Annotated in this window: 25 protein-coding genes and 1 tRNA gene; 21 read left to right on the top strand and 5 right to left on the bottom strand. The window is 69.4% G+C overall.

The features are described from left to right. Nucleotides 1-281 precede the first annotated feature (281 nt). The 4 genes from OG900_12710 (at nt 282) to OG900_12695 (ending at nt 2,782) form a co-directional block, all read left to right on the top strand. Complete coding sequence (locus OG900_12710) at nt 282-788, top strand: bifunctional DNA primase/polymerase (GenBank protein ID WUH95733.1); 507 nt, start codon at nt 282-284, stop codon at nt 786-788. Continuing rightward, a complete protein-coding gene (locus tag OG900_12705; protein WUH90872.1) occupies nt 781-1,071 on the top strand; it encodes a hypothetical protein in 291 nt (96 codons plus the stop codon). The genes OG900_12710 and OG900_12705 overlap by 8 nt, the downstream gene beginning before the upstream one ends. Continuing rightward, entirely contained in the window at nt 1,068-1,376 is a 309-nt protein-coding gene (locus OG900_12700) for a hypothetical protein (GenBank protein WUH90871.1), read from the top strand. The genes OG900_12705 and OG900_12700 overlap by 4 nt, the downstream gene beginning before the upstream one ends. Nucleotides 1,377-1,544: 168 nt before the next feature. Continuing rightward, nucleotides 1,545-2,782, top strand: a protein-coding gene (locus OG900_12695; protein WUH90870.1) for an IS3 family transposase whose coding sequence is annotated in 2 segments (ribosomal slippage) — nt 1,545-1,868 and nt 1,871-2,782 — 1,236 coding nt in all. Because the reading frame shifts where the segments join, the coding sequence is not laid out codon by codon here. A gap of 258 nt (nt 2,783-3,040) precedes the next feature. Here OG900_12695 and OG900_12690 read toward each other — a convergent pair. From OG900_12690 to OG900_12680, 3 genes are all read right to left on the bottom strand, one after another. Further along, complete coding sequence (locus OG900_12690; protein WUH90869.1) at nt 3,041-3,166, bottom strand: hypothetical protein; 126 nt, start codon at nt 3,164-3,166, stop codon at nt 3,041-3,043. Continuing rightward, nucleotides 3,163-4,400 (bottom strand): IS3 family transposase gene (locus OG900_12685; GenBank protein ID WUH90868.1). Its coding sequence is split into 2 segments (ribosomal slippage): nt 3,163-4,074 and nt 4,077-4,400, totalling 1,236 coding nucleotides; the frame shifts between segments, so codons are not numbered across the junction. The genes OG900_12690 and OG900_12685 overlap by 4 nt, the downstream gene beginning before the upstream one ends. Before the next feature lie 25 nt (nt 4,401-4,425). Continuing rightward, entirely contained in the window at nt 4,426-5,292 is an 867-nt protein-coding gene (locus OG900_12680; protein WUH90867.1) for an IS982 family transposase, read from the bottom strand. Between the two features lie 178 nt (nt 5,293-5,470). Here OG900_12680 and OG900_12675 point away from each other — a divergent pair, with 178 nt between their 5' ends. Continuing rightward, nucleotides 5,471-6,742, top strand: coding sequence for a hypothetical protein (locus OG900_12675; GenBank protein WUH90866.1), 1,272 nt, complete (start codon nt 5,471-5,473; stop codon nt 6,740-6,742). A gap of 360 nt (nt 6,743-7,102) precedes the next feature. Here OG900_12675 and OG900_12670 read toward each other — a convergent pair whose 3' ends face one another. Then, complete coding sequence (locus OG900_12670) at nt 7,103-7,840, bottom strand: GntR family transcriptional regulator (GenBank protein ID WUH90865.1); 738 nt, start codon at nt 7,838-7,840, stop codon at nt 7,103-7,105. A gap of 198 nt (nt 7,841-8,038) precedes the next feature. On the opposite strand from OG900_12670, the gene OG900_12665 reads away from it, so the two are divergent. The 8 genes from OG900_12665 (at nt 8,039) to OG900_12630 (ending at nt 14,038) form a co-directional block, all read left to right on the top strand. Continuing rightward, nucleotides 8,039-8,395 (top strand): hypothetical protein, encoded by a 357-nt coding sequence (locus OG900_12665; GenBank protein ID WUH90864.1) that lies wholly within the window; start codon nt 8,039-8,041, stop codon nt 8,393-8,395. A gap of 50 nt (nt 8,396-8,445) precedes the next feature. Beyond that, entirely contained in the window at nt 8,446-9,783 is a 1,338-nt protein-coding gene (locus tag OG900_12660) for an FtsK/SpoIIIE domain-containing protein (protein ID WUH95732.1), read from the top strand. 11 nt (nt 9,784-9,794) lie between these two features. Continuing rightward, entirely contained in the window at nt 9,795-9,989 is a 195-nt protein-coding gene (locus OG900_12655; protein WUH90863.1) for a hypothetical protein, read from the top strand. Between the two features lie 158 nt (nt 9,990-10,147). Continuing rightward, the gene (locus OG900_12650) at nt 10,148-10,396 is read left to right on the top strand and encodes a hypothetical protein (GenBank protein WUH90862.1); all 249 of its coding nucleotides are present in this window, start codon (nt 10,148-10,150) and stop codon (nt 10,394-10,396) included. Continuing rightward, nucleotides 10,393-11,748, top strand: a complete 1,356-nt coding sequence (locus OG900_12645; protein WUH90861.1) for a replication initiation protein — start codon at nt 10,393-10,395, stop codon at nt 11,746-11,748. Before OG900_12650 ends, OG900_12645 begins: the two co-directional genes overlap by 4 nt. Next, nucleotides 11,738-11,938 (top strand): helix-turn-helix domain-containing protein, encoded by a 201-nt coding sequence (locus OG900_12640; protein ID WUH90860.1) that lies wholly within the window; start codon nt 11,738-11,740, stop codon nt 11,936-11,938. Before OG900_12645 ends, OG900_12640 begins: the two co-directional genes overlap by 11 nt. Then, nucleotides 11,935-13,320 (top strand): tyrosine-type recombinase/integrase, encoded by a 1,386-nt coding sequence (locus OG900_12635; protein ID WUH90859.1) that lies wholly within the window; start codon nt 11,935-11,937, stop codon nt 13,318-13,320. Before OG900_12640 ends, OG900_12635 begins: the two co-directional genes overlap by 4 nt. A gap of 253 nt (nt 13,321-13,573) precedes the next feature. After that, nucleotides 13,574-14,038, top strand: coding sequence for a hypothetical protein (locus tag OG900_12630; GenBank protein WUH90858.1), 465 nt, complete (start codon nt 13,574-13,576; stop codon nt 14,036-14,038). Between the two features lie 266 nt (nt 14,039-14,304). On the opposite strand, the gene OG900_12625 is transcribed toward OG900_12630, so the two are convergent. Next, nucleotides 14,305-14,376 (bottom strand) — tRNA-Arg (locus OG900_12625). Nucleotides 14,377-14,516: 140 nt separating this feature from the next. Here OG900_12625 and OG900_12620 point away from each other — a divergent pair. From OG900_12620 to OG900_12585, 8 genes are all read left to right on the top strand, one after another. Further along, the gene (locus OG900_12620) at nt 14,517-14,957 is read left to right on the top strand and encodes a response regulator (protein WUH90857.1); all 441 of its coding nucleotides are present in this window, start codon (nt 14,517-14,519) and stop codon (nt 14,955-14,957) included. Between the two features lie 52 nt (nt 14,958-15,009). Continuing rightward, nucleotides 15,010-16,008, top strand: coding sequence for a DALR anticodon-binding domain-containing protein (locus OG900_12615; GenBank protein ID WUH90856.1), 999 nt, complete (start codon nt 15,010-15,012; stop codon nt 16,006-16,008). Between the two features lie 28 nt (nt 16,009-16,036). Then, a complete protein-coding gene (gene lysA, locus OG900_12610; GenBank protein ID WUH90855.1) occupies nt 16,037-17,428 on the top strand; it encodes a diaminopimelate decarboxylase in 1,392 nt (463 codons plus the stop codon). 270 nt (nt 17,429-17,698) lie between these two features. After that, on the top strand, nt 17,699-19,045 hold the full coding sequence (locus OG900_12605) for a homoserine dehydrogenase (GenBank protein ID WUH90854.1): 1,347 nt from the start codon (nt 17,699-17,701) through the stop codon (nt 19,043-19,045). 7 nt (nt 19,046-19,052) lie between these two features. Then, nucleotides 19,053-20,144, top strand: a complete 1,092-nt coding sequence (gene thrC / locus OG900_12600) for a threonine synthase (GenBank protein WUH90853.1) — start codon at nt 19,053-19,055, stop codon at nt 20,142-20,144. Nucleotides 20,145-20,852: 708 nt separating this feature from the next. Next, nucleotides 20,853-21,776 carry a homoserine kinase gene (gene thrB, locus OG900_12595; protein WUH90852.1) on the top strand — a complete coding sequence of 308 codons (924 nt, stop codon included), beginning with the start codon at nt 20,853-20,855 and terminating at the stop codon, nt 21,774-21,776. Between the two features lie 359 nt (nt 21,777-22,135). Beyond that, a complete protein-coding gene (rho, locus tag OG900_12590; protein WUH90851.1) occupies nt 22,136-24,151 on the top strand; it encodes a transcription termination factor Rho in 2,016 nt (671 codons plus the stop codon). A 331-nt stretch (nt 24,152-24,482) separates the two neighbouring features. Then, on the top strand, nt 24,483-26,288 hold the full coding sequence (locus OG900_12585; protein WUH90850.1) for a trypsin-like serine protease: 1,806 nt from the start codon (nt 24,483-24,485) through the stop codon (nt 26,286-26,288). Nucleotides 26,289-26,425 lie beyond the last annotated feature (137 nt).

The following is a 26,425-nucleotide window of genomic DNA, read 5'->3' as shown; positions in this document are numbered from 1 at the left end:
CGACCCGCCCGTTCGGCTGCTCCACCGCGCCCTCCTCGCCTGTCTCACGCGGGTGACTGGCCCATCACTGTACGCGCGTGCACCGTCACTGCTCGGCCCGTTTACGGCGCCCACCCTCTCGCGGGGGATGACGGACAGCGACGCGGGTATCTGGCGCGTCACCCCCACGTCACCCCTGGACGTCACCCGTCGTCATCTGCCCTGCTCAGCCGTGGCGCCCGACGCTGGACTCAGCGGCGGAAGGACCGTCGCGGGGTGGCATGGGGTGATGGCGCGTGCAGATGGTGACGCGGCGAAGCATCGAATGGCTCAGCGAGGCTTCCGGTGATCCGCAACAGTTCCGGATGATCTGGTCGGACGACCCGCGCCAGCCTCAAGTGGTGGCGGCGGGGGCGCTGTTCGACGTGGTGGTGACGGCACAGCACCTCGGCATCGAGACCTTGGACCAACTCCGGCGCCGTGGGATGCCGGCCGGTGCGGCGCTGATCGACCGTGCGGCGGGCCGGACCGGCTTCCTGGTGCCGCCCGGCACGCGCGGCCTCTTCGAGCGGACCGTGGCGCGGGAGACGGTGACGCCTCCTGCGTACCGCTACCTGGGCGACGGCTCGTACGTCGTCCTGCCGGGGCCTGTCCCCCTGCCGGGAGACCGCTTCGAGTGGCTGAGCCCCATGCTGCGGCCTCAACACTGCTCGCCGCTCCAGACCGTTGCCCTCGGCGTGATGCTCGCGGCATCCGCCCGCCTGATCGCGCGGGCCGAGCGGTACGGGGAGGAGATGGCCGATGCGTGAAGACGACTCGACCGTGAGCCGCGACGACCTGACTGTTCCGGCGATCGACAGCCCGGAGTGGCGGGCGGCCCGGCAAGCGGTCACTAACCTGCGGGAGTCGCTGACCCTGGCTGGTCTGGAGAGTGACGTCCCCTTCCTGCGCGCCGATCTCGACGCCTGCGGGCAGGGGTACGTCGAACTCGGCCGCGTAGCCCCGGACACGGCTGAACGCCTGGCGGAACTCCTCCGTCGCGGCCTTGCCTTCGTCCACCCATACTCTGCCGAAGAGGGAGACCCGACATGACCGACCCCCGCGGCGCCTGCGCCCAGCCCGCAGGCACCCTTACTCCCGGCGTCCCGTACGTCCGCGGCTGGGCGCAGGGCAGGCGCGCGGCCGAGATCCTGGCCGAACAACTCGCCCTCGCCGACTTGGCAGACGGCTTCGAGACCCTGCGCGCGGACGTCAACATCCTCGGCGACGGCGTGGTAAGTCTGGGCAAGGTCCTCCCGGAAACGGCCCTCCGCCTCTCTGCGCTGCTGGCGGTCGGCCTGCTCGCGGAAAAGATGGACGAGTGGTCCGCAGAGGACGCAGCCGCCACCGCCTCCTGACCAGGTCATACAGAGGAGTTCGGCCTCCCGGCCGGGACCGGCGCCCCAGCGCCGCAGCCCGGACGGGAGGCCGAACCACTACATGCATGAACGATCGGGGCCTCCCCCTGAGTGGTGGACACGCTGATACTGGATCTGCTTGATCCGGAGGAAGCGAGAAGACCGCCGATGGCGATGAAGGACTACTCGGACGAGTTCAAGGCCGATGCCGTGGCCCTGTACGAGTCCACACCCGGGGCGATCTACAAGAGCATCGCTGCTGACCTGGGCGTCAACCGGGCGACCCTGCGTGAGTGGGTGCTGCGGGACCGCGAACGCCGTGGCGTCACAGCCGCGGCTGCGACGCCGGGCGCCCGGCCTCGGGAGGCCGTTGCGTCCGCTGATCCGGTCGAGCGTGTGCGGCAGCTGGAGGCGAGGGTGGCCGAACTCGAGGCAAGTGAGCGCAAGCTCGCCACCGAGCGGGACATCCTCCGCAAGGCGGCCAAGTATTTCGCCGGAGAGACGAACTGGTGAGGAGCCGCTTCCAGTTCGTTGACGACCACCGGGACACCTACGAGGTGAAGCGGCTCTGCCAGGTCCTGGACGTGAACCGGTCCAGCTACTACAAGTGGCTCGCCGGCGCCGAGGTCCGGGCTGGCCGGCAGCGGCAGGACCGGGTCCTGGCCGAGGAGATCCGTCAGATCCACGGCGAGTCCGGCGGCGCTTACGGCTCCCCGCGAGTGGCGGCCGAGCTCCGCGAGAAAGGGCAGCGGGTCAACGAGAAGCGGGTCGCCCGGATCATGCGGACGTTCTCCATCACCGGCATCCGCCTGCGCAGACGCGTGCGCACCACCGTCCCGGACCCGGCCGCCTCACCGGTCCCGGACCTGTTCCAGCGGGACTTCACCGCCACCGAGCCGGGGCTCAAACTCATGGGCGACATCACGTATCTCCCGCTCGCGGGCGGGGAGTTCCTCTATCTCGCGACGGTGCTGGACTGCTTCAGCCGCAAGGTCACGGGCTGGTCCATCGCCGACCACATGCGCACCAGTCTGGTCTCCGACGCGTTGCGGATGGCCGCCGCGACTCGCGGGAGTCTGGACGGCGCGGTGTTCCACTCCGACCACGGGGCCCAATACGGCTCCCGGGCCTACACCGACCTCTGCGACCAGCTCGGGGTCACCCGGTCGATGGGCGCGATCGGCACCAGCGCCGACAACGCGGCCTGCGAAAGTTTCCACGCTTCTCTGAAACGCGAGACCCTCCAGGGCGCCCACGACTTCGGCGACGCCGGCACCTGCCGTCGGACTGTCTTCGCCTGGCTGACCCGCTACAACACCCGCCGCCGGCACTCCGCCAACGGCTACCTCAGCCCCAACGAATACGAACACCGACACCACACCGCTAAACTCACACTCGCCGCGTGATCAATAACCGCGTGCCCACCTTCATGGGGGAAGGCCCATCTTGACAACCGTTGTGGCAGTGAACCCACCGTGTGTTCAAATCCCGCAGCGTCCGCTCTAACACCACGGAAGATGGCCTCTGACCAGGCATGACGGTCAGGGGCCATCGCCATGGGCGCTGCCCGCTGGTGACTGTGGTTCCATGTGGCCCACCCGTGGATCGGCCACGGATGAGGCACGGCATGACTAGATGAATGAGTCCCAGGGATGGGGTCACGGTTAGTGGTCGTAGGCGATCAGTGATCGCTTGACTGGCTGGTCTGTCTGATCGTTGTGCCAGATCGCTGCGGTCAGCGCGAGGATGGGGCCTTCCCCCATGAAGGTGGGCACGCGGTTATTGATCACGCGGCGAGTGTGAGTTTAGCGGTGTGGTGTCGGTGTTCGTATTCGTTGGGGCTGAGGTAGCCGTTGGCGGAGTGCCGGCGGCGGGTGTTGTAGCGGGTCAGCCAGGCGAAGACAGTCCGACGGCAGGTGCCGGCGTCGCCGAAGTCGTGGGCGCCCTGGAGGGTCTCGCGTTTCAGAGAAGCGTGGAAACTTTCGCAGGCCGCGTTGTCGGCGCTGGTGCCGATCGCGCCCATCGACCGGGTGACCCCGAGCTGGTCGCAGAGGTCGGTGTAGGCCCGGGAGCCGTATTGGGCCCCGTGGTCGGAGTGGAACACCGCGCCGTCCAGACTCCCGCGAGTCGCGGCGGCCATCCGCAACGCGTCGGAGACCAGACTGGTGCGCATGTGGTCGGCGATGGACCAGCCCATGACCTTGCGGCTGAAGCAGTCCAGCACCGTCGCGAGATAGAGGAACTCCCCGCCCGCGAGCGGGAGATACGTGATGTCGCCCATGAGTTTGAGCCCCGGCTCGGTGGCGGTGAAGTCCCGCTGGAACAGGTCCGGGACCGGTGAGGCGGCCGGGTCCGGGACGGTGGTGCGCACGCGTCTGCGCAGGCGGATGCCGGTGATGGAGAACGTCCGCATGATCCGGGCGACCCGCTTCTCGTTGACCCGCTGCCCTTTCTCGCGGAGCTCGGCCGCCACTCGCGGGGAGCCGTAAGCGCCGCCGGACTCGCCGTGGATCTGACGGATCTCCTCGGCCAGGACCCGGTCCTGCCGCTGCCGGCCAGCCCGGACCTCGGCGCCGGCGAGCCACTTGTAGTAGCTGGACCGGTTCACGTCCAGGACCTGGCAGAGCCGCTTCACCTCGTAGGTGTCCCGGTGGTCGTCAACGAACTGGAAGCGGCTCCTCACCAGTTCGTCTCTCCGGCGAAATACTTGGCCGCCTTGCGGAGGATGTCCCGCTCGGTGGCGAGCTTGCGCTCACTTGCCTCGAGTTCGGCCACCCTCGCCTCCAGCTGCCGCACACGCTCGACCGGATCAGCGGACGCAACGGCCTCCCGAGGCCGGGCGCCCGGCGTCGCAGCCGCGGCTGTGACGCCACGGCGTTCGCGGTCCCGCAGCACCCACTCACGCAGGGTCGCCCGGTTGACGCCCAGGTCAGCAGCGATGCTCTTGTAGATCGCCCCGGGTGTGGACTCGTACAGGGCCACGGCATCGGCCTTGAACTCGTCCGAGTAGTCCTTCATCGCCATCGGCGGTCTTCTCGCTTCCTCCGGATCAAGCAGATCCAGTATCAGCGTGTCCACCACTCAGGGGGAGGCCCCCCCGGACGGTGACTCCCGCCGGGGTCCTACCGCCGTGTCTTTCCAGGTCGAGCTGCCCTTTGAGGGTCTGGTTGATCGACTCGATGACCTGACGCAGCGGTTTGAACAGGTGCGCGCCGGCCCGTTCGGGCTCGCCCTTGCGGGCCGGACGCAGCAGCATCAGGTCACGTCCGGTGAGGTCGTTCTCGAACTCCCGGCCGTAGTAGTTCTTGTCTCCGATGATGGTCTGGCCGCGATGGGAGGCGGTTACGTCGGGTGCGGTGTCGAGCATGTCGCGCAGAGTCTCGCGCTCGTCGGCCTTTGCGCCGGTGAGTGCGAACAGGATCGGCAGGCCGCCGAGCGTGCAGACCAGGTGCAGACGCAAGCCCCAGAAATACCGTGAGTGCGACGCGCAGTAGCCGTACTGGGCCCAGCCGGCCAGGTCCGAGCGCTTGGCTGTCTCCCGGGAGCACCCGCAGCCCACCGGGGTGGAGTCGACCAGCCAGACATCGTCGCTCCACAGCGAGGTGTCCCGGGCGAGGATCCGGATCATGCTGGTGAGCAGGGATGCCGCGGCCCGCAGTCGCTTGCCGTAGCCGGACTGCCGGGGCACATAGGGGAACAGGCCGCGGAAGTCGCGGTCGACGCGACGCAGCCAGCGCCGCTCGGAGGTGTAGCCGAGCAGCGCCGACATCACCGCGAGCGTAAGCAGTTCCGCGTCACTAAGGGTGGGCCTGATCCCGACCTTCGGACGCCACGGGGCCAGCCACGGCGAACCCTTCAACTCGTCGTCGATCCGGGCATAGAGTGCTGTCGCGAGGGTGTCCAGGTTTGTCTTCACACACTGACCATGGGCGCCCTCGCGCCATGTCCGCAGGCGAACCCTTGGACTCAGTCATCTAGACGGCGCGTAGGCCCGCCGAGGCTTCCGCCTTTCTGGCACGTGCACAAACCTGAAGACGCAGCGCTTGTTGCCGTGCGATCATAAATTTCACCTTCTAACAGCTGTCGGGAGAATTGTGTCGCTCGAAAAGAAACCTGTAAATTCTTTGGATCCAGACTCTCCTCTGCTCACGCTAGAAGAGGAGGTTAGAGCGCAGGGCGCTGAATATAAATGGTCCAATTCGTATGATGACTCGGCGTGCCTTGATGTGGAAATTAAATGCGGCAGGCGCTCGCGCTATATCACAATTTCCGAAAGCGATGCGCCTGGGTATCTCGGGTTCGAGTTCGCGAAGTTTCGCGGCCTCGGGGAGTATGAGGCCTATGAAGCATTGGCAGGGGAGCCGTGTATTGAAGTCGCTCTAGCAGGGAATTATCCGCGACTGCGCATGCTCGATCGGATTCCTGGATGGTCCTCTGACGACCCTTCCCCTAGGTGGTCCAGGAGTCAGGGCGTAGTAGAGGTGCGAGGCGACCGAGGGGAGAACTGGTCGGCGGAACTGGGTTCACCGTCGAAGAATTTTAGCCTTCTCTCCAAATATAGTGCAGCTACCCTTAGAATCAAGGGACGAAATAATCAGACTCACGACGAGGCTCTCAAATTCCTTGAAATTGCAGGTAGTGCGATACTGTTCGAGATTGATCTAAAGTATGGTATCCCTCTAACAATGCGGCGCATACGTCCACTCGGTGGTATGCGGGTTTCTAGGAGGGCTGTTCGTGTTGACACGCCGCCCGTTTTGCCGAGGCTTCAGTATGCGACGGAGCCGCTTAGCCTATATTGGTATGCTAGGTCTGCGCAAGGTATGCCGCTGCTAGAGTTTCTAGCCTATTACCAGGTCCTCGAATATTATTTCCCTCGCTACAGTCAGAGGGACCTACTGGATAAGCTGCGCAATGAACTACGTGATCCAACCTTTCGCACGGATGATGATCGCGATCTTTCCCGCATTCTCCGCATCTCCCAGCAGTCAGGTAGGGGATATGGTGACGAGCGGGGCCAGTTGAAGTCTACCCTCAGATACTGCGTCTCTGAGGATGCTATTTCTGGGTTCTTCGATGCGAATCTCGAAGTACGTGAGCACTTCAGTAACAGGCGGCAAGTGATCGGAGGATTGACTTCTCTGGATATAGGTGGTAAAAAGGTCGACCTGATTAATGCTATTTGTGAGAGGGTTTACGAAATTAGATGCCGTGTGGTCCACTCGAAAGAAGACGGCGGGGGACAGCAGGATGGCCTTCTCATGCCATTCTCTCCTGAGGCTGAATCGCTTCGTGCGGAAAATATATTGATGCGATTTTTGGCACAGAAGATCCTGATTGCCGGAGCTAGTGATCTGCCTCTTTAGTGTCATACTGAGGTCGGTGGAGCGACTTTGGGCGGGAGCTGCCACGGGGCGGGAGATCGGGGCCCGTAAGCTTGCTGCGACTCGGGCAGGTGGGACCTGCCCGCGATAGCCCGAAGTGGGCCCGATCTTCGAGGCTCGCCCCATGGCGGCTGCCTAAAGCCGTGGAGCTGACCGCCCCAGCCATAGCAGGCCTCGTAGGGGCCTGGTCATTTGATTTGCTGTCGGCGCGCGAGCGGCGGAGCCGGGGACGAAGCGGGGCGAGGACAGGAGCGGTGTCCCCGGCGGTGAGCCGGGGAGCGCGCGGCGAGCGTCAGCGAGCCGGCTTGAAGACGTAGAGAAAGTTTGAGCCGTCGGTCCCTGCTAGAGGGCGTAGCTCAGCTCTAGGTCGTCGCCGGGGAGTTGGAACTCCTCCAGGGCGAGGGGCTTGTCGTGCTCGTTCAGGGTGACGCGGAGGATGAGCAGGATGGGGACGCCCTCGGGAAGGCGGAGGGCCTGGGCCTGGTCGGGGAGGGGCATCCGCGGGCGCAGGTACTCCGTGAAGTGGAGTTCGTGGCCCAGCTCCGCTAGGGCGGCGTAGAGCTGCGGGGCCGGCGGCGGTGCTTCTTCCTCGTACTTGGTCCCGGTCAGGATGGAGAACGGGATGTACGTGCGGTGGAGCTGGCGGAAGCTTGGTCCCGCAGTCTGTAGGGCGTCGTACGTGTAGAGCGGTTCGCCTGGCGGGATGCGGAGGAGATCGGCGAGGGCGAGCGGGGCGTCCGTGCGGACCGCGATCGGCTCCTCTGCCTCCGTCCACTTGATCTCGTCGGCTTCGGCGTAGCCGCCGCTCCTCTTCCTGCGGACGCCTCGGGGGCGCGTCATGGTGGGTCGGCTGTGCGGTGATCGCACGAAGGTGCCGCGTCCCATGATGACCTCAACCAGGCCGGACGCCCGTAGCTCCGTGAGACCTTGACGAACCGTGGGGCGCGTCACTCCGAACTGCTTCGCGAGCGCCTCCTCTGACGGGAGCGGCTGGCCAGCCGGGAAGGTGCCGTCCAAGATGCCGCGTCGCAGGTAGTCCGCGATCTGGCGGTACTTGGGCTGGGTGTTCTCCGGTGGCATCTGGGTTCTCCATCGTGAGGACGGGGATCGCGACCAGCGTTCGCTATCCCCATACGCGAACAGGGATAGCGTCCCCCATCCCAGCCCACTTGACAACCCGTACTACGGGTCGCACTCTGGGACCTGCACCCGTACTACGGGTTGTAAATCACTGCGGGAGACTGCCTCCCGCCCACCACCCCAGAGGAGTTCAGAACAGTGGCAACCCTTCCGATCGACACCGCCAAGTACACGGCGATCATCTGCGCGGTCCCTCCGTCCCCGCGCGTCGCCAACCGCGAGACTGGACAGCTTCGCGTCGACCGCGACACCGGACGGACCGTGTTCCAGGTCGGCCTGTGCCTCATGTCCATGGGATCGGCCGACGTGGTGAACGTCAGCGTGGCCGGTGAGCCGAGTGGCATACAGCTCGGGATGCCGGTGCAGGTGCGTGACCTCGTGGCCGTCCCGTGGGAGAACGAGGGTCGGCGCGGTATCGCCTTCCGAGCCGCCGAGATCCGGCCGCTCTCCGCCCCGCCCGCCTCCGCCGCCGCGAGCAAGGGGGCTGGTCAGTGAACTGCTTAGCCGAGTCCTCGCCAGGACACACCTGGTCGACGCTCGTCCTGATGGCGGTTCTCGCGATGGTCGCAGCGTTGATCATCTCCGGCCCGGTCCTGCGCCACCGGTTCCCCAACGCGTGGTGGCTGCTCGTCGGCTTTCCCGTCGCGGTCGTACGCGTCAGTCGTACGTGGCGGCCGTTGATGGCTGGCTGCGGGTTGGCCGTGAGTCGCAAGGCCGCGCTGACGGTCGTGTCCGGGCTCGTCGGCAACGGCGCACCTCCGCCGCAGCCGCGTGTTCCCCGCCGGGGTCCGATCCGCCCCACGGCTGGCGGCTTCTGGTTCGTCGTACGGTTGCTGCCCGGCCAGGTGCCGCAGGACTTCGCGAAGGCTGCACCTGCCATGGCCGAGACCTGGCAAGTGCACGCGGTACGCGTGACGTCCTGGAAGCCGGGCTACGTACGGGTGGCTGCCTCGGCCGCGGACCCGTTGGCCGCGCCGCGAATACCCACACAGCGGGGGAGAAGTGCCCTGCTGAACGTGGCCGTAGGTGTGCTGGAAACTGGCGCCGACTGGGTCATCGACCTCCGGCAGATTCCGCACTGGCTCATCGTCGGTGCCACGAGATCCGGCAAGTCCACGTTGATCAACGCACTCGTCGCGGGCCTCGCACCGCAGCCGGTCGCCCTGGTCGGGATCGACTGCAAGGGCGGCATGGAACTGTCCCTCTACGAGCCTCGGCTGTCGGCGCTCGCCACCAACCGCACGCAAGCAGTGCGGCTGCTGGCCGCGCTCGTCGACCTCACCACCGACCGTATGGCGATCTGCCGTACCGCCCGCGTACGGAACGTCTGGGGTCTGCCTGACGACCTACGGCCGGTCCCCGTCGTCGTGATCGTGGACGAGTTGGCGGAGCTGTTCCTCATCGCCAACCGCGGGGAGAAGGACGAAGCACACGCTGCGGGTACCGCGCTGATCCGGCTGGCCCAACTCGGCGCCGCCCTCGGGGTGTTCCTGGTCGTCGCCGGACAACGAGTGGGCTCCGACCTCGGTCCGGGCGTCACGGCGCTGCGTGCGCAACTCGGCGGACGCGTCTGCCATCGGGTCGCCGACCCGGGTACAGCGGAGATGGCTCTCGGGGACCTCAATCCCGATGCCCTCAAGGCCGCGCAGGCGATCCGTCCCGACCAGGCCGGCACTGCCGTACTCGCCTCCGGCGACGGCTGGGAACGTGCTCGCTCGCACCTGGTCTCGGAGGTGGATGCCGAAACGACCGCGGCGCAGTACGCCCACCTGACCCCGGATCTTCCCGAACTGCACGATGTCGTGGGCACCTTGCGTACCGCCAAGACAGCGACGGCCACGACGGTCGTGATCGAACGCCTCGACCGCGACGACAACGCCTGAGGGGCGGAACCGTGCTGGTGTCCATGTCGGCCGTCGTCCTTCTCGGCCTTCTGATCTGGTTCCTGCTCCGTATCCGCTACCTACGCTGGCCGGACGTCCTGCTCAGCGGAGCCTTCGGCTTCCTGCTCGCCGCGACCGGCGCGGCCCCGGTCATTCGCACCGCGCTCATCGGCCTGAGCACCTTCCTCGGCCAAGTGAGCTTCTGACCAACCCTCCCCGCACGACGAAGGGGACAGCCATGCCCAGATCCAGCCCCGCGCTTCTCCGCGCGAACGGCTCCCGGCGGGGCGCGAAGTCGCCAAACCCGACCCCGCCAGGAGCCCACCCCATCCGCCACGTGAGCAGTGAAAGGAGCACTCACACTGTGCCCACCGTCAACCGACCGCGCAATTCGCGGTTTCCCGAATGTGAGTTACGCGAGCCGGAGCGTCCCACCTGCGTCGGTCGTGAACAGGTCGTCCTTGTCGGCCTGGACGGCTTCGAGCGTTGGCTGTGCCCGGGGCACGCCGCCGCGCTCTGGCTGACCGATCCGACGCTGAGGTTCAGCGCCAAGAGCCGGCCGGAGGCCATCACCGCCGTGATGTGGCAGGCGTTCGGAGGCGGTCGGCCATGACCTCGACTCCGAAGGACGTGGCCGCGCTTCTGGCAAGGGCGGCCGAAGCGGACTTCTCCGCGTGGCGGCGCAACATCGTCCGCTTGAACGGCTGCACAAACCCGGTTCACCTCGTCGGGGCGTCCGCCTACGTCGACGCGGTGAGCGGTGAGGTGTTGTGGTCGTACGGTTCGCAGGCGTACGGCGGCCGGTTGCTCGTCGCCTGCGGCAATCGTCGGGCGAGCGTCTGCCCTACCTGCGCTCGGGTTTACCGGGCGGACACGTATCAGCTCATCCGGGCCGGGCTCGTCGGCGGCAAGGAGACTCCGGCAAGCGTCGGCGGACACCCGCGGCTCTTCACCACGCTCACCGCTCCCGGGTTCGGGCCGGTCCACACCCGACGTGAGCGGGACGGTCGGGTACGTGTCTGCCGTCCGCGCCGCGTGGGGGAGTGCTGCCCGCATGGCGTGCCGGTGGTCTGCGGCGAACGCCACCACGTGGACGACTCCCGGCTCGGCGAGCCGCTGTGCCCGCGCTGCTACGACTACGCGGGCGCCGTGCTGTGGCAGGCGTCGGCCGGTCGACTCTGGCACCGGTTCGCGTTGGAGCTGCGGCGGGAGCTGGCTCGGCGGGTCGGCACCTCCCGTACGGAGTTCGCCGATACGGCTCGGCTGTCGTACGCGAAGGTGGCTGAGTACCAGCGGCGCGGACTCGTTCACTTTCATGCGGTGGTCCGCCTGGACGGTCCGGAGGGTCCGCATTCGGCTCCGCCCGAATGGGCCACGACCGACCTGCTCGCCGACGCCGTAAGGGAGTCGGTCGGCCTGGTCCGGCTGGACGCTCCGGGAACGGGGGTCGTCGGTCGGCGGACGTTGCGCTTCGGGACTCAGGTGGACGTACGGCCTATCGCGGAGTTCGGTACCGGTGACCTCACCTCGGCCGCTGTGGCGGGCTACATCGCGAAATACGCCACGAAGGGTGCGGAGGTGGCCGGGGCCGTGGACGGCCGTATTCGGCACGCCCGGGAGCTGGTGGTCCTGCCGGTCCGGCGCCACGTGCTGCGGATGATCGGTACGTGCTGGTGGCTCGGGGGCCTGACCGACTTCGAACCGCTCGGGCTGCGGCGCTGGGCTCACATGCTCGGCTACGGCGGGCACTTCTCGACCAAGTCGCGCCGCTACTCGACCACCCTCACGGCGTTGCGGGACGCACGTACCGAGCACCGCGCGGAAGAGCAGCGTTCTGCGCTGGGCCTCGACGGTCGGGTGACGGTCACCGCCGGGCACTGGCGTTATGCCGGGCGCGGCTACTCGCCGGGGGCGGCGCTCCTTGCCGCCTCGGTGCGGGAGGACGGTGAGCGTCATGGCGCGTGAGCGGATGACCGGACTGCTCACCGTGCGAGAGGTCCTGGAAGAGCTGGGCGGCATCTCCCGGCGCACCTTCTACCGCTGGCGTGAGCTGGGCCTCGCCCCGGCGTGCATCCGGCTGCCGAACGGGGAGCTGCGGGTCCGGCGGGCCGTGCTCAACGCCTGGCTCGACGATCGGGCGGAGGGGGCGACGTGAAGTCGTACAAGGTCTCCGTCTGGAAGATCAGTGTCAACAAGACGACGAAGAAGCTCACGTACGTGGTGCGGTGGGTGGTGGACGGGCAGACATTCAGCGAGTCGTACAAGTCCACCGCGCTGGCGGACCGGTTCCGGGCGAAGCTCCTGCGAGCGGTGGAGAAGGGCGAACCGTTCGACACGGTGTCGGGGCTCCCCGACTCCCTCCGTGGGGGCAAGGCCGCGCTGTCCTTCCTCGACCTGGCGGTGAAGTATCTCGACCACCGGTGGGTGGACGCGTCGGCCAAGCACCGCGACAGCATGACCGATGCCCTTGCCGGTGTCGTCCCGGTGCTTACCAAACCAGGCCGCGGGCGGCCCTCACCGGAGGTGCTGCGGCGGGCGTTGCGCTCGTACGTACTGCCTCCGCCACGTCGGGAACGGGAGCGGCCGGAGGAGATCGCGGCGGCTGTGAAGTGGATCGAGAAGGCCTCGCTGCCGGTGGCCGAACTCCACGAGATAAGCAGGGTTCATGAGCTGATTGACGCCCTCGGCCGAAAGTTGGACGGCAAGCCGGCGGCCACGCAGACCTATCGCCGTCGCAGGGCGGTGGTCTTCAACGCGTTGGAGTACGCCGTCGAACTGGAAGCGCTGCCGTCCAATCCGCTGACCCGGGTTCGCCGGAAGCGGGGCAAGCGGGCCGTACAGGAGGTGGACCGGCGAGTCGTTGTGAATCCTCGGCAGGCACGGGAATTGCTCATAGCGGTGACGTACGTCGGCGCTTACGACCGGGCCAGTGGTCGGCGTCTGCGGGCGTTCTTCGGCTGCCTCTACTACGCGGCCATGCGGCCGGGGGAGGCGTCGGGCCTGCGCCGTTCGGACTGCACGCTGCCCGAGAAAGGCTGGGGCCGTATCGAACTGGCCGAGACGCGGCCCGCGGCAGGCAAGGCGTGGACGGATTCAGGTGAGGCGCATGACCGCCGGGGCCTGAAGCAACGGGCGCAGGGCGAGGTCCGGACAGTGCCGATCCCGCCTCCGCTCGTGCGGCTGCTCCTGGACCACATCGAGGAGTTCGGCACTGCGGACGACGGCCGGCTCTTCCAAAGCGAGTACGGCAACGTCGTCGCAGCCTCGTCCTACTCGCGGGTGTGGAAGCAGGCCCGGAAGGTGGCTCTCCTGCCCGGCCAGGTTGCCTCGGTTATGGCGGCCCGGCCTTACGACCTACGGCACGCCGGTGTCTCTCAGTGGCTCAACTCCGGCGTCCCTGCCCCGGAGGTCGCTGCCCGCGCGGGGCATTCGGTGGACGTCCTACTGCGGATCTATGCCAAGTGCATAGATGGTCAGGAAGCCGAGATGAACGACCGCATCATGCAAGGGCTCGGCGAGAACCAGACGGACACCTGAGGTGTCCGCCAGTCGACTGGCGGACGACTTGTGCCCCGGAGCGATCCGGGGCACTTCTCTATGCCGTGAAGAAAATCGGTTCTTTCGCGGGTGCCCAGTGAGCATCATGGTCGCCGGTATGGCGTCATCGCTGAGAGGACTTGCGTGAATGTCTGAAGTCGGGCTGTCGGCCTTGACCGAGATGTGGCAGGAGCGATGGCCGGACTGCCCTCCGGTCGCATACAGGCTCCGGGGTCCTTACCGGGACGTCTGGGTGCGTTTCCACAGCCTGCCGGAGTCGAAGCGGTACGCAGAGGATGAGGCCGAGTACGTCGTCGTCCTGGAGCGCTACAACACTGTGCTCGACGAGTTGTTCGCCGGTACGGACGTGTACGTGATCACGCCTGTGTGGACGGCCGAATCCGAGGTACCTCCGTCCCCGTCGAACGCCGACTACTGGCGGAGTCTGCTGGCGGAGGACGACCCGGACCCGGAGTTCCGCACCTACGCCCACCTGTTCGTCGTACGTCGCCCCTGGCAGCGCGGCTGCATTGATGAGTTGCTGCGCGACGTCGCCGACGACAAGGTGGGGGGAATCATGATCACCGACACCGGTATGCGGCGCATCCATCACCCCTACGACGGTGGCGCCGACGTATTGCTTGCTTCGCCCGAGGAGCGGGAGGAGATGCGGGATCGGCATGCCGACTGGCTCTCCAGCCATCCGGCGGGCCTCTGAATCGACCGCGGCGGCCACCGCCCTTGCGATGGGCCTGCATCCGGCGCGGCGGTTACACATGACGTCGACTTCACGAAACCCCTGAACCGGCCCTGTGACGTGCGCAGACGAGACCAAAGATCAACACGTCACTACAACGTGATCACTGGCATGGAGCTGCATTTGACGGCCCTCGGCTGCACATGGCGCGGGAATGCAGAAAACCCCGCGTCCAGCATTGCTGCTGGTTGCGGGGTTCGCCAGGCACTCACGTGGTGAAACGGAAGTGCCCCCGGCAGGATTCGAACCTGCGCACACGGCTCCGGAGGCCGTTGCTCTATCCCCTGAGCTACGGGGGCGACGGGAAGAACACTACCAGCACGGGAGGGGTGGGCCGGACAGGGTTTGGGTGGGGCTGTGGGGGCAGGGGGCGTCTTTGGTGGGGGAGAAATGGGCAAAACGCGGACGCATCAGAAGGGGGGCGCCTAGGCTTCTGGGTGTGGCGGGTGCGACCGGCCGGGTGCTTGTTGTGGATGACAACAAGGTGATCCGGCAGTTGATCAGGGTCAACCTGGAGCTGGAGGGCTTCGAGGTCGTGACCGCGGCTGATGGTGCCGAGTGCCTGGAGATCGTGCACAGCGTGCGGCCCGATGTGGTGACGCTGGATGTGGTGATGCCGCGGCTGGACGGGGTGCGGACGGCGGCGCGGTTGCGGGCGGACGCGGATCCGTGGACGCGGGACGTGGGGATCGTGATGGTCAGCGCGGGGGCGCTGCCGGACGGGACCGGGGGACCGCGCGGGGTGGACGCGTATGTGGGGAAGCCCTTCGAGCCGGCCGAGCTGGTGGAGACCGTGCGGCGGTTGATACGTCGGGGGCCGGACGAGCAGCCGGACGCCGACGCGGGGACGCAGGCCGCCGCCGCTTCCGGAGGGGCGTAAGCGGCGTAAACCCTGTCGCCGTGGGGTAGCGGTTCTCGCCTACGCTTTTCCCGTGACCCCCGCCGAGCTGTCGTGGACCGTGCTGAGCACGGTCAGGCGTGCCGTCGCGGCGGACGAGCTGCGGGTCGCGGTGCCGGAGAAGATCGTGGTGCAGCGGCCGCCGCGGCCGGGGTGCGGGGACTACGCGACGAACGTGGCGCTGCAGCTCGCCGGGCAGGCGGGGCGCAGCGCCTACGAGGTCGCCGGGATTCTCGCGGTGCGGCTCGCCAGGGAGCCGGGGATCGCCCAGGTCGAGGTCGCCGGTGCCGGGTTCCTGAACATCACGCTCAGCGCGCGGGCCTACGCCGACGTCGTACGCCAGGTGCGCGAGCAGGGGGCCGACTACGGGCGGGGTGAAGGGCTCGCGGACGAGGCCGTCACCGTCGTGGCGGAGCCGCCCGGCGCGGTGCGGGCCACGATGGTTGCCGAGGTCGTCAACGGGCTGCTCCGCGCCGCCGGCGCCGGGCACGGCGACCGCCGGGAGAGCCTCACGGTGGCAGAAGGCGTCGCGGAAGGCGGGGACGCCACCGCCCGCCTCGGCCGCGACGCCGCCCGCTGGTCCCTGCTCCGCCCCCCGGCCGAGGACCCGCCCCGCCCTGGCCCCGCCCTGCTGGCCCAGCGTGAGGCGAACCCGCTCTTCCGGGTCCGCTACGTCCACTCCCGCACCCGCGCGCTGCTGCGCAATGCCCATGACCTGGGCGTACGCGTCGAGGCAGCGGCCCGGGACCCGTATCGGCACCCCGCCGAGACGGAACTGCTCGGGCTGATCGCCGACTTCCCCCGGGTCGTCGAGACCGCCGCCCGCCGCCGCGCGCCCGATCGGCTCGCACGGCATCTGGAGCGGCTGGCCGACGCCTATCTCCGGTTCCAGGACGAGTGTCCCGCGCTGCCCAAGGGGGACGAGAAACCCTCGGCCGTCCACGCTGCCCGGGTCCGCCTCGCCGACGCGACCGGCATCGTGCTCGCCGACGGCCTGCACCTGCTCGGCATCAGCGCCCCCGACCATCTCTGACGAGAAGACGAGAACGAGAGACACCGCCGTGAGCCGATCCGCACATCCCGCAGGGCCCCGCCACGCCGACGTACTGCCGGAAGGGCACTACGCCGCCCCGCCCGCCGACCTCAACCGGCTGGACGCGCACATCTGGGCCCGTACCGTCACCCGCAACGCCGACGGCGCCGTCGAGGTCGGCGGGATCGACGTACGGGACCTGGCCGCCGAGTTCGGAACACCGGCGTACGTGCTGGACGAGGCCGACTTCCGGGCCCGCTGCCGGGCCTGGCGGGCGGCCTTCGGGCCCGACGCGGACGTCTTCTACGCCGGCAAGGCCTTCCTGTCCCGGGCCGTCGTGCGCTGGCTGCACGAGGAGGGGCTCAACCTCGACGTCTGCTCGGGCGTCGAGCTGGCCGTCGCGCTGGACGCCGGCATGCCCGCCGAGCGGATCGCGATGCACGGCAACAACAAGAGCAACGCCGAGATCGACCGGGCGGTCGCGGCCGGTGTCGGCCGGATCGTGCTGGACTCCTTCCAGGAGATCGTCAGGGTCGCGGCGGCGGCCGAGCGGCACGGGCGGCGGCAGCCGGTGCAGATCCGGGTGACGGTCGGCGTCGAGGCGCACACCCACGAATTCATCGCGACCGCGCACGAGGACCAGAAGTTCGGCCTGGCGCTGGCCGGCGGGCAGGCCGCGGAGGCGGTGCGCCGGGTGCTGAAGCTGGAGAGCCTGGAGCTGGTCGGCATCCACAGCCACATCGGCTCGCAGATCTTCGACATGGCGGGCTTCGAGGTGGCCGCCCGCCGGGTGGTGTCGCTGCTGGCCGCGATCCGCGACGAGCACGGGGTGCAGCTGCCCGAGATCGACCTCGGCGGCGGCCTGGGCATCGCCTACACCGCGGACGACGACCCCGCGGAGCCGCACCAGATCGCCAAGTCGCTCGGCGAGATCGTCACCCGCGAGTGCGAGGCGGCCCGCCTCGACCCGCCGCGGCTGTCGGTCGAGCCGGGCCGGGCCATCGTCGGCCCGACCGCCTTCACGCTCTACGAGGTCGGCACCGTCAAGCCGCTGGAGGGCCTGCGCACGTACGTCAGCGTCGACGGCGGGATGTCGGACAACATCCGTACCGCGCTCTACGACGCCGAGTACACCGTGGCGCTGGCCTCCCGCCGCAGCGACGCGGAGCCGATGCTCAGCCGGGTCGTGGGCAAGCACTGCGAGAGCGGTGACATCGTGGTGAAGGACGCGTTCCTGCCGTCGGACCTGGCGCCCGGCGACCTGCTCGCGGTGCCGGCCACCGGCGCGTACTGCCGCTCGATGGCCAGCAACTACAACCACGTCCCGCGCCCGCCGGTCGTGGTGGTCGCGGACGGGAAGCCGCGGGTGATCGTCCGGCGCGAGACGGAGGAGGACCTGCTGCGGCTCGACGTCGGCTGACGCAGGCCGGCACCGGCGCCGGCCGTACAGGTCGGTAAAGAGGATCTACGGCAGTCGCGCGCCGGGCGCGACGAAACACCGCAAGATCGCCGGGCGGACGGCAAATCTCACGGTCCGCCCGGACGGTCTCGAAATCCGGACACGGCGTGGCTTCTCCCATCCGGTGGGTGAGACTGGTTCCCTCCACGCCGTACGGACCGGGGAGCCGGGAGACCGGGGAGTCCGGGCCGTACCCACGCGACACGAGAGCTGTACGAGAGACGAGGTCGGATGATGCGTACGCGTCCGCTGAAAGTGGCGCTGCTTGGCTGCGGTGTGGTCGGCTCCGAGGTCACGCGCATCATCACGACGCAGACGGCCGACCTGGCCGCCCGGATCGGGGCGCCCATCGAGCTGGCCGGCATCGCGGTACGCCGCCCCAACCGGGTGCGCGAGGGGGTGCCCGCCGAGCTGCTCACCACAGACGCCACCGCGCTGGTCAAGCGCGGCGACATCGACGTCGTGGTCGAGGTCATCGGCGGCATCGAGCCGGTGCGTACGCTGATCACCACCGCCTTCGAGCACGGCGCCTCGGTGGTGTCGGCCAACAAGGCGCTGCTCGCCGCCGACGGCGCGAGCCTGCACGCCAAGGCCGCCGAGCACGGCGTCGACCTCTACTACGAGGCCGCGGTCGCCGGTGCGATCCCGCTGATCAGGCCGTTGCGCGAGTCGCTGGCCGGCGACAAGGTCAACCGGGTGCTCGGCATCGTCAACGGCACCACCAACTTCATCCTCGACAAGATGGACTCCACCGGCGCCGGCTACAGCGAGGCGCTCGACGAGGCCACCGCGCTGGGATACGCCGAGGCCGACCCCACCGCCGACGTGGAGGGCTTCGACGCCGCCGCCAAGGCCGCGATCCTGGCCGGTATCGCCTTCCACACCCGCGTGACCATCGACGACGTCCACCGCGAGGGCCTCACCGAGGTCACCGCGGCCGACATCGCCTCCGCGAAGAAGATGGGCTGCACGGTCAAACTGCTGGCGATCTGCGAGCGCGCCCGCGACGGCCGCTCGGTCACCGCCAGGGTGCACCCCGCGATGATTCCGCTCAGCCACCCGCTGGCCTCCGTACGCGGGGCCTACAACGCCGTCTTCGTCGAGGCGGAGGCGGCGGGGCAGCTGATGTTCTACGGTCCCGGCGCGGGCGGTTCACCCACCGCCTCCGCCGTCCTCGGCGACCTGGTGGCCGCCTGCCGCAACAAACTGGCGGCGACCACCGGTGCCGGCGAGTCCGCTTACACGCAACTGCCGGTGAGCCCGATGGGGGATGTGGTCACCCGCTACCACATCAGCCTCGACGTGGCGGACAAACCGGGCGTCCTCGCACAGGTCGCCACGGTGTTCGCCGAGCACGACGTGTCCATCGACACGGTGCGTCAGCAGGGCAGAAATCAAGGCAGCGGCGACGACGCCGCGATCGAGCAGGCCGGCGGGCGGCGGGAGGGCGGCGAGGCCTCCCTCGTCGTCGTCACCCACCGCGCGCCGGACGCCGCCCTCTCGGCGACCGTCGCCAGCCTGCGGAAACTCGACACCGTACGCGGCGTCGCCAGCATCATGCGTGTGGAAGGGGAGTAGACCCGCAATGAACGGAACAATCGACCAGCCCCGAATGTCGGGCACCCACCAGTGGCGCGGCATCATCGAGGAGTACCGCGACCGGCTCCCGGTCGGCCAGGACACCCCGGTGGTCACGCTGCTGGAGGGTGGCACCCCGCTCGTACCGGCCCAACTGCTGTCGGAGCGCACCGGCTGCGACGTGTACCTCAAGGTCGAGGGCGCGAACCCGACCGGGTCCTTCAAGGACCGCGGGATGACCATGGCCATCTCCAAGGCCAAGGAGGACGGCGCCCAGGCCGTCATCTGCGCCTCCACCGGCAACACCTCCGCCAGCGCGGCGGCCTACGCGGTACGCGCCGGCATGGTCTGCGCGGTGCTCGTGCCGCAGGGCAAGATCGCGCTCGGCAAGATGGGCCAGGCGCTGGTCCACGGCAGCCGTATCCTCCAGGTCGACGGCAATTTCGACGACTGCCTCGACCTTGCGCGCGGGCTCAGCGAGAAGTACCCGGTGGCCCTGGTCAACTCCGTGAACCCGGTCCGGATCGAGGGGCAGAAGACCGCGGCCTTCGAGATCGTCGACGCGCTCGGCGACGCGCCCGACCTGCACCTGCTGCCTGTCGGCAACGCGGGGAACATCACCGCCTACTGGCGCGGCTACCGCGAATACGCGGCGGACGGGATGGCCACCCGCAAGCCGCGGATGTGGGGCTTCCAGGCGTCGGGTTCCGCGCCGATCGTCAACGGCGCCCCGGTGCGCAGCCCGCAGACCATCGCCACCGCGATCAGGATCGGCAATCCCGCGTCCTGGCAGTTCGCCGAGGAGGCGCGGGACGAGTCCGGCGGCGTCATCGAGGCGGTGACGGACCGTCAGATCCTGTCCGCCTACCGCCTGCTGGCGGCCAAGGAGGGCGTCTTCGTGGAGCCCGCCTCCGCGGCGTCGGTCGCCGGCCTGCTCAAGGCCCTCGAAGAGGGCCGCATCGACCCGGGCCAGCGCATCGTCTGCACGGTCACCGGCAACGGCCTGAAGGACCCGGACTGGGCCGTCGCGGGTGCCCCGCAGCCTTTGACGGTGCCGGTCGACGCCGACACCGCCGCCCGGAGCCTGGGCCTGGCCTGACCTGGCCTTCCACGGAAGGCGCCGCCCTTCCGCCGGGCGCGGCGCTTCTCGGGCACCCCTTCGGCAAGGGGGTGCCCTTCCGCTGGCGCGGTGGCTGGGTGGTGCCTTTCGGCAAGGGGGTGCCTGATAGGGGCGCGGGGAACTGCGCGCTCAGCCGTCCACCGGCCGGTGGTCCGTCTCCGACAGCAACAGCCCCTTCGGGCCGGTGGCGACCCGCGCGCCCGGTGGGGGCTGGTCGCTCCGTTCTCCCCCAGAGCTTCGCCTGGGGGTACCCCCACGCGCCCCTGGGGTGGGGGCGGTCCGTCCGCACACGACGGTCGTGGTGGGTTGCGCGCGCAGTTCCCCGCGCCCCTGGGGTGGTGGCGGTCCGTCCGCACACGACGGCGAGTGGGGGCTGAGCGCGCCCACGCGGCGCCGGCCGCAGATTGGACGCAGCCCCGAGCCCCTGTAAGGCGCCGCCTTACGCGGAGGCAGCCGGGGGAAGCCCGCCGCAGGCGAGGGGCGCACGTCGCGGTGGGCGACACGCATCACGCGCTGTGCGTGCGCCCTATGTCGCAGGAGAACCTTCCTTCGATAAGCTGGAAGCAGGCGGCACCGCAGTGTGCCCCGAATCCGGCGGATGCCACCCCGCATCGCCACTCCCCGCCCAGCCGCCCGGCAATGGTGCCGCGCCCGCAGGGCGAACCGCACAAGGAGATTCGTCGAAAGATGGCCGGTCCCGCGTTCCGCGCTGCCGCAGTACGAGTGCGCGTCCCCGCGACCAGCGCCAACCTCGGGCCGGGGTTCGACGCCTTCGGCCTGGCCCTGGGCCTCTACGACGACGTCGTGGTGCGGGTCTCGGACGCCGGGCTGCACGTGGACATCGCCGGTGAGGGCGCCGACACGCTGGCGCGGGACGAGAAACACCTCGTCGTGCGCTCGCTGCGGACCGCCTTCGACCTGCTCGGCGGCCAGCCGCGCGGCCTTGAGGTGGTGTGCGCGAACCGCATTCCGCACGGCCGCGGCCTCGGCTCGTCGTCGGCCGCGATCTGCGCGGGCATCATCGCCGCCCGCGCGGTGACCATAGGCGGCCCGTCCGTCCTGGACGACACCGCACTGCTCGAACTGGCCACCGAGATCGAGGGGCACCCCGACAATGTCGCGGCGTGCCTGCTCGGCGGCCTGACCGTGGCCTGGACCGAGGGCGGCGCGGCCAGGGCCATCCGGCTCGACCCCGCCGACTCGCTGGTCCCGGTGGTTTTCGTGCCCGCCACGCCGGTGCTCACCGAGACCGCGCGCGGGCTGCTGCCGCGTACGGTCCCGCATGTGGACGCGGCGGCCAACGCGGGGCGGGCGGCGCTGCTGGTGGAGGCCCTGACCAGGCGTCCCGAGCTGCTGCTGCCGGCCACCGAGGACCGGTTGCACCAGGACTACCGGGGGCCGGCGATGCCCGAAACCCTGGCGCTGGTCCACCGGTTGCGGGGCGAAGGCGTGGCCGCCGTCGTGTCGGGCGCGGGACCCACGGTCCTGGCGTTCACCGACGACGGCGCCGCGGACAAGGTCTCCCGGATCGCGGGCGAGGGCTGGGCGGCGAACCGCCTGGCACTGGACGCGTCCGGGGCGTGTGTACTGCCGCTGGCCGGGGGACAGTGACACGGTTGCCGGTCGTGAGAGGGGGAATGTTTGTTGGATCCGGTAGTGTTAACCTCAAGCCTGCATTCGATGCCCGATGGGCGCGATGCACTGTGTCCCTTCCGTGGGACCGCTTTTCTTCCGGGAGCCTCCCACATCGCATAAGGCAAGGTCCGAGGAGTCGGATTCTGCCCGAGCGGTGTTGAGCACGCTCCGGAGTTTCGGTACGAGTTCCCTCCGTGCCGAAGGCACGTATGTATTTCTGCCGCCATCAGGCGGACCACCGCCCCGGTTCTGAGCAGCGGAAACGCCCAGATCCGGACAGCACGACCGGTCGCCGAGCCAGACAGGCCGACGTCCGCTCCAGGGAAGGACCCTTCGTGAGCGACACCACCGATCTGATGGGCGTGCGCGCAGATGACACTGTCGCCTCGTCCGACGCCGCCGCGCCTGCTAACGGTGCTGCCACGGCCAGTGCGTCGCGGCGCCGCCGGACCGGGACCGGCCTGGACGGCATGGTGCTGGCCGAACTGCAGCAGCTCGCCTCAGGCCTCGGTATCAAGGGCACCGCGCGGATGCGCAAGAGCCAGCTGATCGAGACCATCAAGGAGCGCCAGGCAGGCGGCGGCGCGTCCGCGCCGGCCGCCCCCGCGGCCGCCGACGGCGCCGCGGACAAGCCCAAGCGGCGCACCACCTCGAAGGCCCGCATCGAGAAGTCCGACGGCGAGGCCGCCCCGGCGGCCGCGACGGCGACCGCGACCGCGGCTCCCGAGCAGCGCCAGGAGCAGAAGCAGATCGAGATTCCCGGCCAGCCGGCCGGTGAGCAGGCCAAGGCGGCGAAGACCGAGCGGGCCGAGCGGGCGGCCGAGGCCGCCGCGGACACCGCCGAGGGCCAGGCCGAGGGCAAGGGCGACGGCAAGCAGCAGGGCGACGACCGCCAGGACCGCCAGCGCGGCCAGCGCGGCGACCGCAGGGAGCGCCAGCGGGACCGCCAGCGCAACCGCGAGGACGGCGGCGGTGACGGCGGCAACCGGCAGGGCCGGGACCGCGGCGACCGCCAGCAGCAGGGCGGCGGCGGCCAGGGCCAGCAGCAACAGCAGCAGGGCGGCGGCCAGGGCGGCGGCGCCCCGCAGGACGACGACGAGTTCGGTGACGGCCGGGGCCGGCGCAGGGGCCGCTACCGCGACCGGCGGGGCCGCGGCAGCAACCGCCGCGAGGAGTTCGGCGGCGGCGGGGGCGAGCCGCAGGTCGCCGACGACGATGTGCTGATCCCGGTGGCGGGCATCCTCGACATCCTCGACAATTACGCCTTCATCCGCACGTCCGGCTACCTGCCGGGCCCGAACGACGTGTACGTGTCGCTGGCGCAGGTCCGCAAGAACGGGCTGCGCAAGGGCGACCACGTCACCGGTGCGGTGCGGCAGCCCAAGGACGGCGAGCGGCGCGAGAAGTTCAACGCGCTGGTCAGGCTGGACTCGGCGAACGGTATGGCCGCCGACTCCGGGCGCGGCCGTCCGGAGTTCAACAAGCTCACCCCGCTCTACCCGCAGGACCGGCTCCAGCTGGAGACCGACCCCGGCGTGCTGACGACCCGGATCATCGACCTGGTCTCGCCGATCGGCAAGGGCCAGCGCGGCCTGATCGTGGCCCCGCCGAAGACCGGTAAGACCATGATCATGCAGGCCGTGGCCAACGCGATCACCACCAACAACCCCGAGTGCCACCTGATGGTGGTGCTGGTGGACGAGCGTCCTGAAGAGGTCACCGACATGCAGCGGTCGGTGAAGGGCGAGGTCATCTCCTCGACCTTCGACCGCCCCGCCGAGGACCACACCACGGTCGCCGAGCTGGCCATCGAGCGCGCCAAGCGCCTGGTGGAGCTGGGCCACGACGTGGTCGTGCTGCTGGACTCGATCACCCGGCTCGGCCGCGCCTACAACCTGGCGGCGCCCGCTTCCGGCCGCATCCTGTCCGGTGGTGTGGACTCCACCGCGCTCTACCCGCCGAAGCGGTTCTTCGGCGCGGCGCGCAACATCGAGGACGGTGGTTCGCTGACCATCCTGGCCACCGCGCTGGTCGAGACCGGCTCGCGGATGGACGAGGTGATCTTCGAGGAGTTCAAGGGCACCGGCAACATGGAGCTCAAGCTCGACCGCAAGCTCGCCGACAAGCGCATCTTCCCCGCGGTGGACGTGGACGCGTCCGGCACCCGCAAGGAGGAGATCCTGCTCGGCGGCGAGGAGCTGGGCATCGTCTGGAAGCTGCGCCGGGTGCTGCACGCGCTCGACCAGCAGCAGGCGATCGAGCTGCTGCTTGACAAGATGAAGCAGACCAAGTCCAACGCGGAATTCCTGATGCAGATCGCGAAGACCACGCCGGGCCAGAACAACGACTGACCCGCGACCCGCGGTCAGGTAAACGGCCCCGCCCACCGGATTCCCCGGTGGGCGGGGCCGTTCGTATGCGCGGGAAATTTCCTTTGCCCAAAGTTGTGTTCGGCAAAACCCCCCACGCTGGTAGCCGCTCGGCCGGCGGTCATATGATCGGTCGGCCGCAGGTGGGGGGGAAGCCATCTCCGGGGACCGGCCCGTCGCAGGGCGGCTTGCGCCTGCCCGCGACCGCGGCCCCCGGACGTGCGTTGCCGCCGCTCCTGTGCGTGTTCCGCTCGCCGCCCGCCGTGTCCTCGCCGCGGGCGGCGGCTCATGTACTCGACGACAGGAGTCGTGGATGTTCCCTGCCCGCAAGGGTGCCGGCCACCGGCGGCGGCGGCGCGGTCCGGTCGCCGCCGGCGTGGCCGCGCTCGGTGTCGGCGCCGCCGGTGTGCTGCTGATGTCGCCGGCCCACGCCGGCGCCGTGCAGCCCCCGGTGCTCCCGGCCGCCGCGCACCCCTCGGCGCCGGCGCCGGCCGCGCTGAGCGCCCGAATAGCAGGCGCGGTCACGGCCGACCACAGCCGTACCCGCGCTTCGCTCGCCGCCCCGACGTCCACGTCGGGCCTGGTGGGCGGCACGGTCGACCCGCAGATCATCGGCGGTACGACGACGACGGTCTCCACCGCGCCGTGGATGGCCCAGCTCTGGTATTACGACGACAAGGGCACCGAGGGCACCTCGGACGACGAGGGCTTCTTCTGCGGCGGCACCGTGGTGTCCCCGACGAAGATCCTCACCGCCGCGCACTGCGTGCACGGCTTCGACTGGTTCACCTACGGCGCCGTCGTGACCGGCACCGACCAGCTGCCCACCGACGATCCCGACGATCCCGAGGGCCCGGCGAACCTCCACGGCGGCACCGCCACCGCGGTCGCGCGCCAGTGGAGCCACCCGTCGTACAGCACGGTCACCTACGACAACGACGTGGCCGTACTGACCCTGCTCACCCCCGTGGCCGCCAAGCCGCTGCCCATCACCACGTCGAACGACACCGCGTCGTACGCCGCGGGCACCGCGGCGACGCTCTACGGCTGGGGGCGGACGTCCTCGGGCAGCCAGGACCTGTCGCAGACGCTGAAGAAGGCGTCGATGCCGATCGTGTCGGCACCCGCGTGCTCCGCCGCCTACGGCAGCGACTACGTCTCCGCCCACATGGTCTGCGCGGGCGCCCCGGCGTCCGGCTCCGACGCGGGGACGACATCGGCCTGCAACGGCGACTCCGGCGGCCCGCTGGTGGTCGGCGGGCGGATCGTCGGCGTGGTGTCCTGGGGCGTCACGAACTGCGTCGCCAAGGGCGCCTACAGCGTCTTCAGCCGGGTCAGCGCCTTCGCGGGCGCGATCGAGCCCCGGGTGGACGACACCAACAGGACCCAGGACGACAAGGCGGACATCTTCGCCGTCACCCCGGCGGGCGCCGCCTACTGGTACGCGTCGCTGGGCGGCAAGGTCGCCAACCGGGTCACCGGCGGCACCTTCGCCGGCACCACCGTCGTCAGGCAGGCGGACCTCAACAGGGACGGCTTCCAGGACATGCTGTCCCGCACCACCGACGGCCAGCTGTTCTTCTCGAACGGCAAGCCCGGCGGCGGCACCACCAGGGTCGGCTCCGGATGGAATTCCATGCGGTCCATCGCGGCGCCCGGCGACCTGAACGGCGACGGCCTGACCGATCTGTTCGCCACCGACGACAGCGGCAATTCCTGGCTCTACCCGGGCACCGGCGCCGGCACCTTCGGCGCCAGGCTGGGAACCGGCGGCGGCTGGGGCGTCTACGCCGGTGTCGTCTACGGCAAGGGCGACCTGACCGGCGACGGCCACCCGGACCTGGTGGCCAGGGACGGCTCCGGTGCGCTGTGGCTCTACAAGGGCACAGGATCGGGCCGTACGCCCTTCCTGACCCGTACGCGCGTCGGCGGCGGCTGGAGCGTCTACAACATCATCGCCACCGTCGGTGACATCACCGGCGACGGCCGCGCGGACCTGGTGGCCCGCGACCGGTCGGGCGTGCTGTGGCTCTACAAGGGCACTGGATCGGCCACCACGCCCCTGGCGGGCCGGGTCGAGGTCTGCGCCGGGTGGAACATCTACAACGAGCTGGGCTGACGCCACGAGGGCCCGGGTCACCACCCGTCGCCCAGCGTGACGTAAAAGTCGTCCGCGTGCCCCCTGACCTGGGGGTACGCGGACGAGCCGGTTTTCCCCCGGATGCCGACCCGGGCAGGGGCGGCGCACGATGGAGG

Origin of the sequence: Streptomyces sp. NBC_00433 (assembly GCA_036015235.1) — a bacterium.
Lineage (GTDB): Bacteria > Actinomycetota > Actinomycetes > Streptomycetales > Streptomycetaceae > Actinacidiphila.
This window is presented reverse-complemented; position numbering and strand designations above follow the sequence as displayed.

Bases quoted from the DNA above. Each gene is read 5' to 3' on its own strand.
- OG900_12585 (WUH90850.1), top strand. From the start codon at position 24,483: ATGTTCCCTGCCCGCAAGGGTGCCGGCCACCGGCGGCGGCGGCGCGGT.
- OG900_12670 (WUH90865.1), bottom strand. From the start codon at position 7,840: ATGCCACCGGAGAACACCCAGCCCAAGTACCGCCAGATCGCGGACTAC.
- OG900_12645 (WUH90861.1), top strand. From the start codon at position 10,393: ATGACCTCGACTCCGAAGGACGTGGCCGCGCTTCTGGCAAGGGCGGCC.
- thrC (WUH90853.1), top strand. From the start codon at position 19,053: ATGAACGGAACAATCGACCAGCCCCGAATGTCGGGCACCCACCAGTGG.
- thrB (WUH90852.1), top strand. From the start codon at position 20,853: ATGGCCGGTCCCGCGTTCCGCGCTGCCGCAGTACGAGTGCGCGTCCCC.
- OG900_12705 (WUH90872.1), top strand. From the start codon at position 781: ATGCGTGAAGACGACTCGACCGTGAGCCGCGACGACCTGACTGTTCCG.
- OG900_12660 (WUH95732.1), top strand. From the start codon at position 8,446: ATGGCGGTTCTCGCGATGGTCGCAGCGTTGATCATCTCCGGCCCGGTC.
- OG900_12640 (WUH90860.1), top strand. From the start codon at position 11,738: ATGGCGCGTGAGCGGATGACCGGACTGCTCACCGTGCGAGAGGTCCTG.
- OG900_12605 (WUH90854.1), top strand. From the start codon at position 17,699: ATGATGCGTACGCGTCCGCTGAAAGTGGCGCTGCTTGGCTGCGGTGTG.
- OG900_12710 (WUH95733.1), top strand. From the start codon at position 282: ATGGTGACGCGGCGAAGCATCGAATGGCTCAGCGAGGCTTCCGGTGAT.
- OG900_12700 (WUH90871.1), top strand. From the start codon at position 1,068: ATGACCGACCCCCGCGGCGCCTGCGCCCAGCCCGCAGGCACCCTTACT.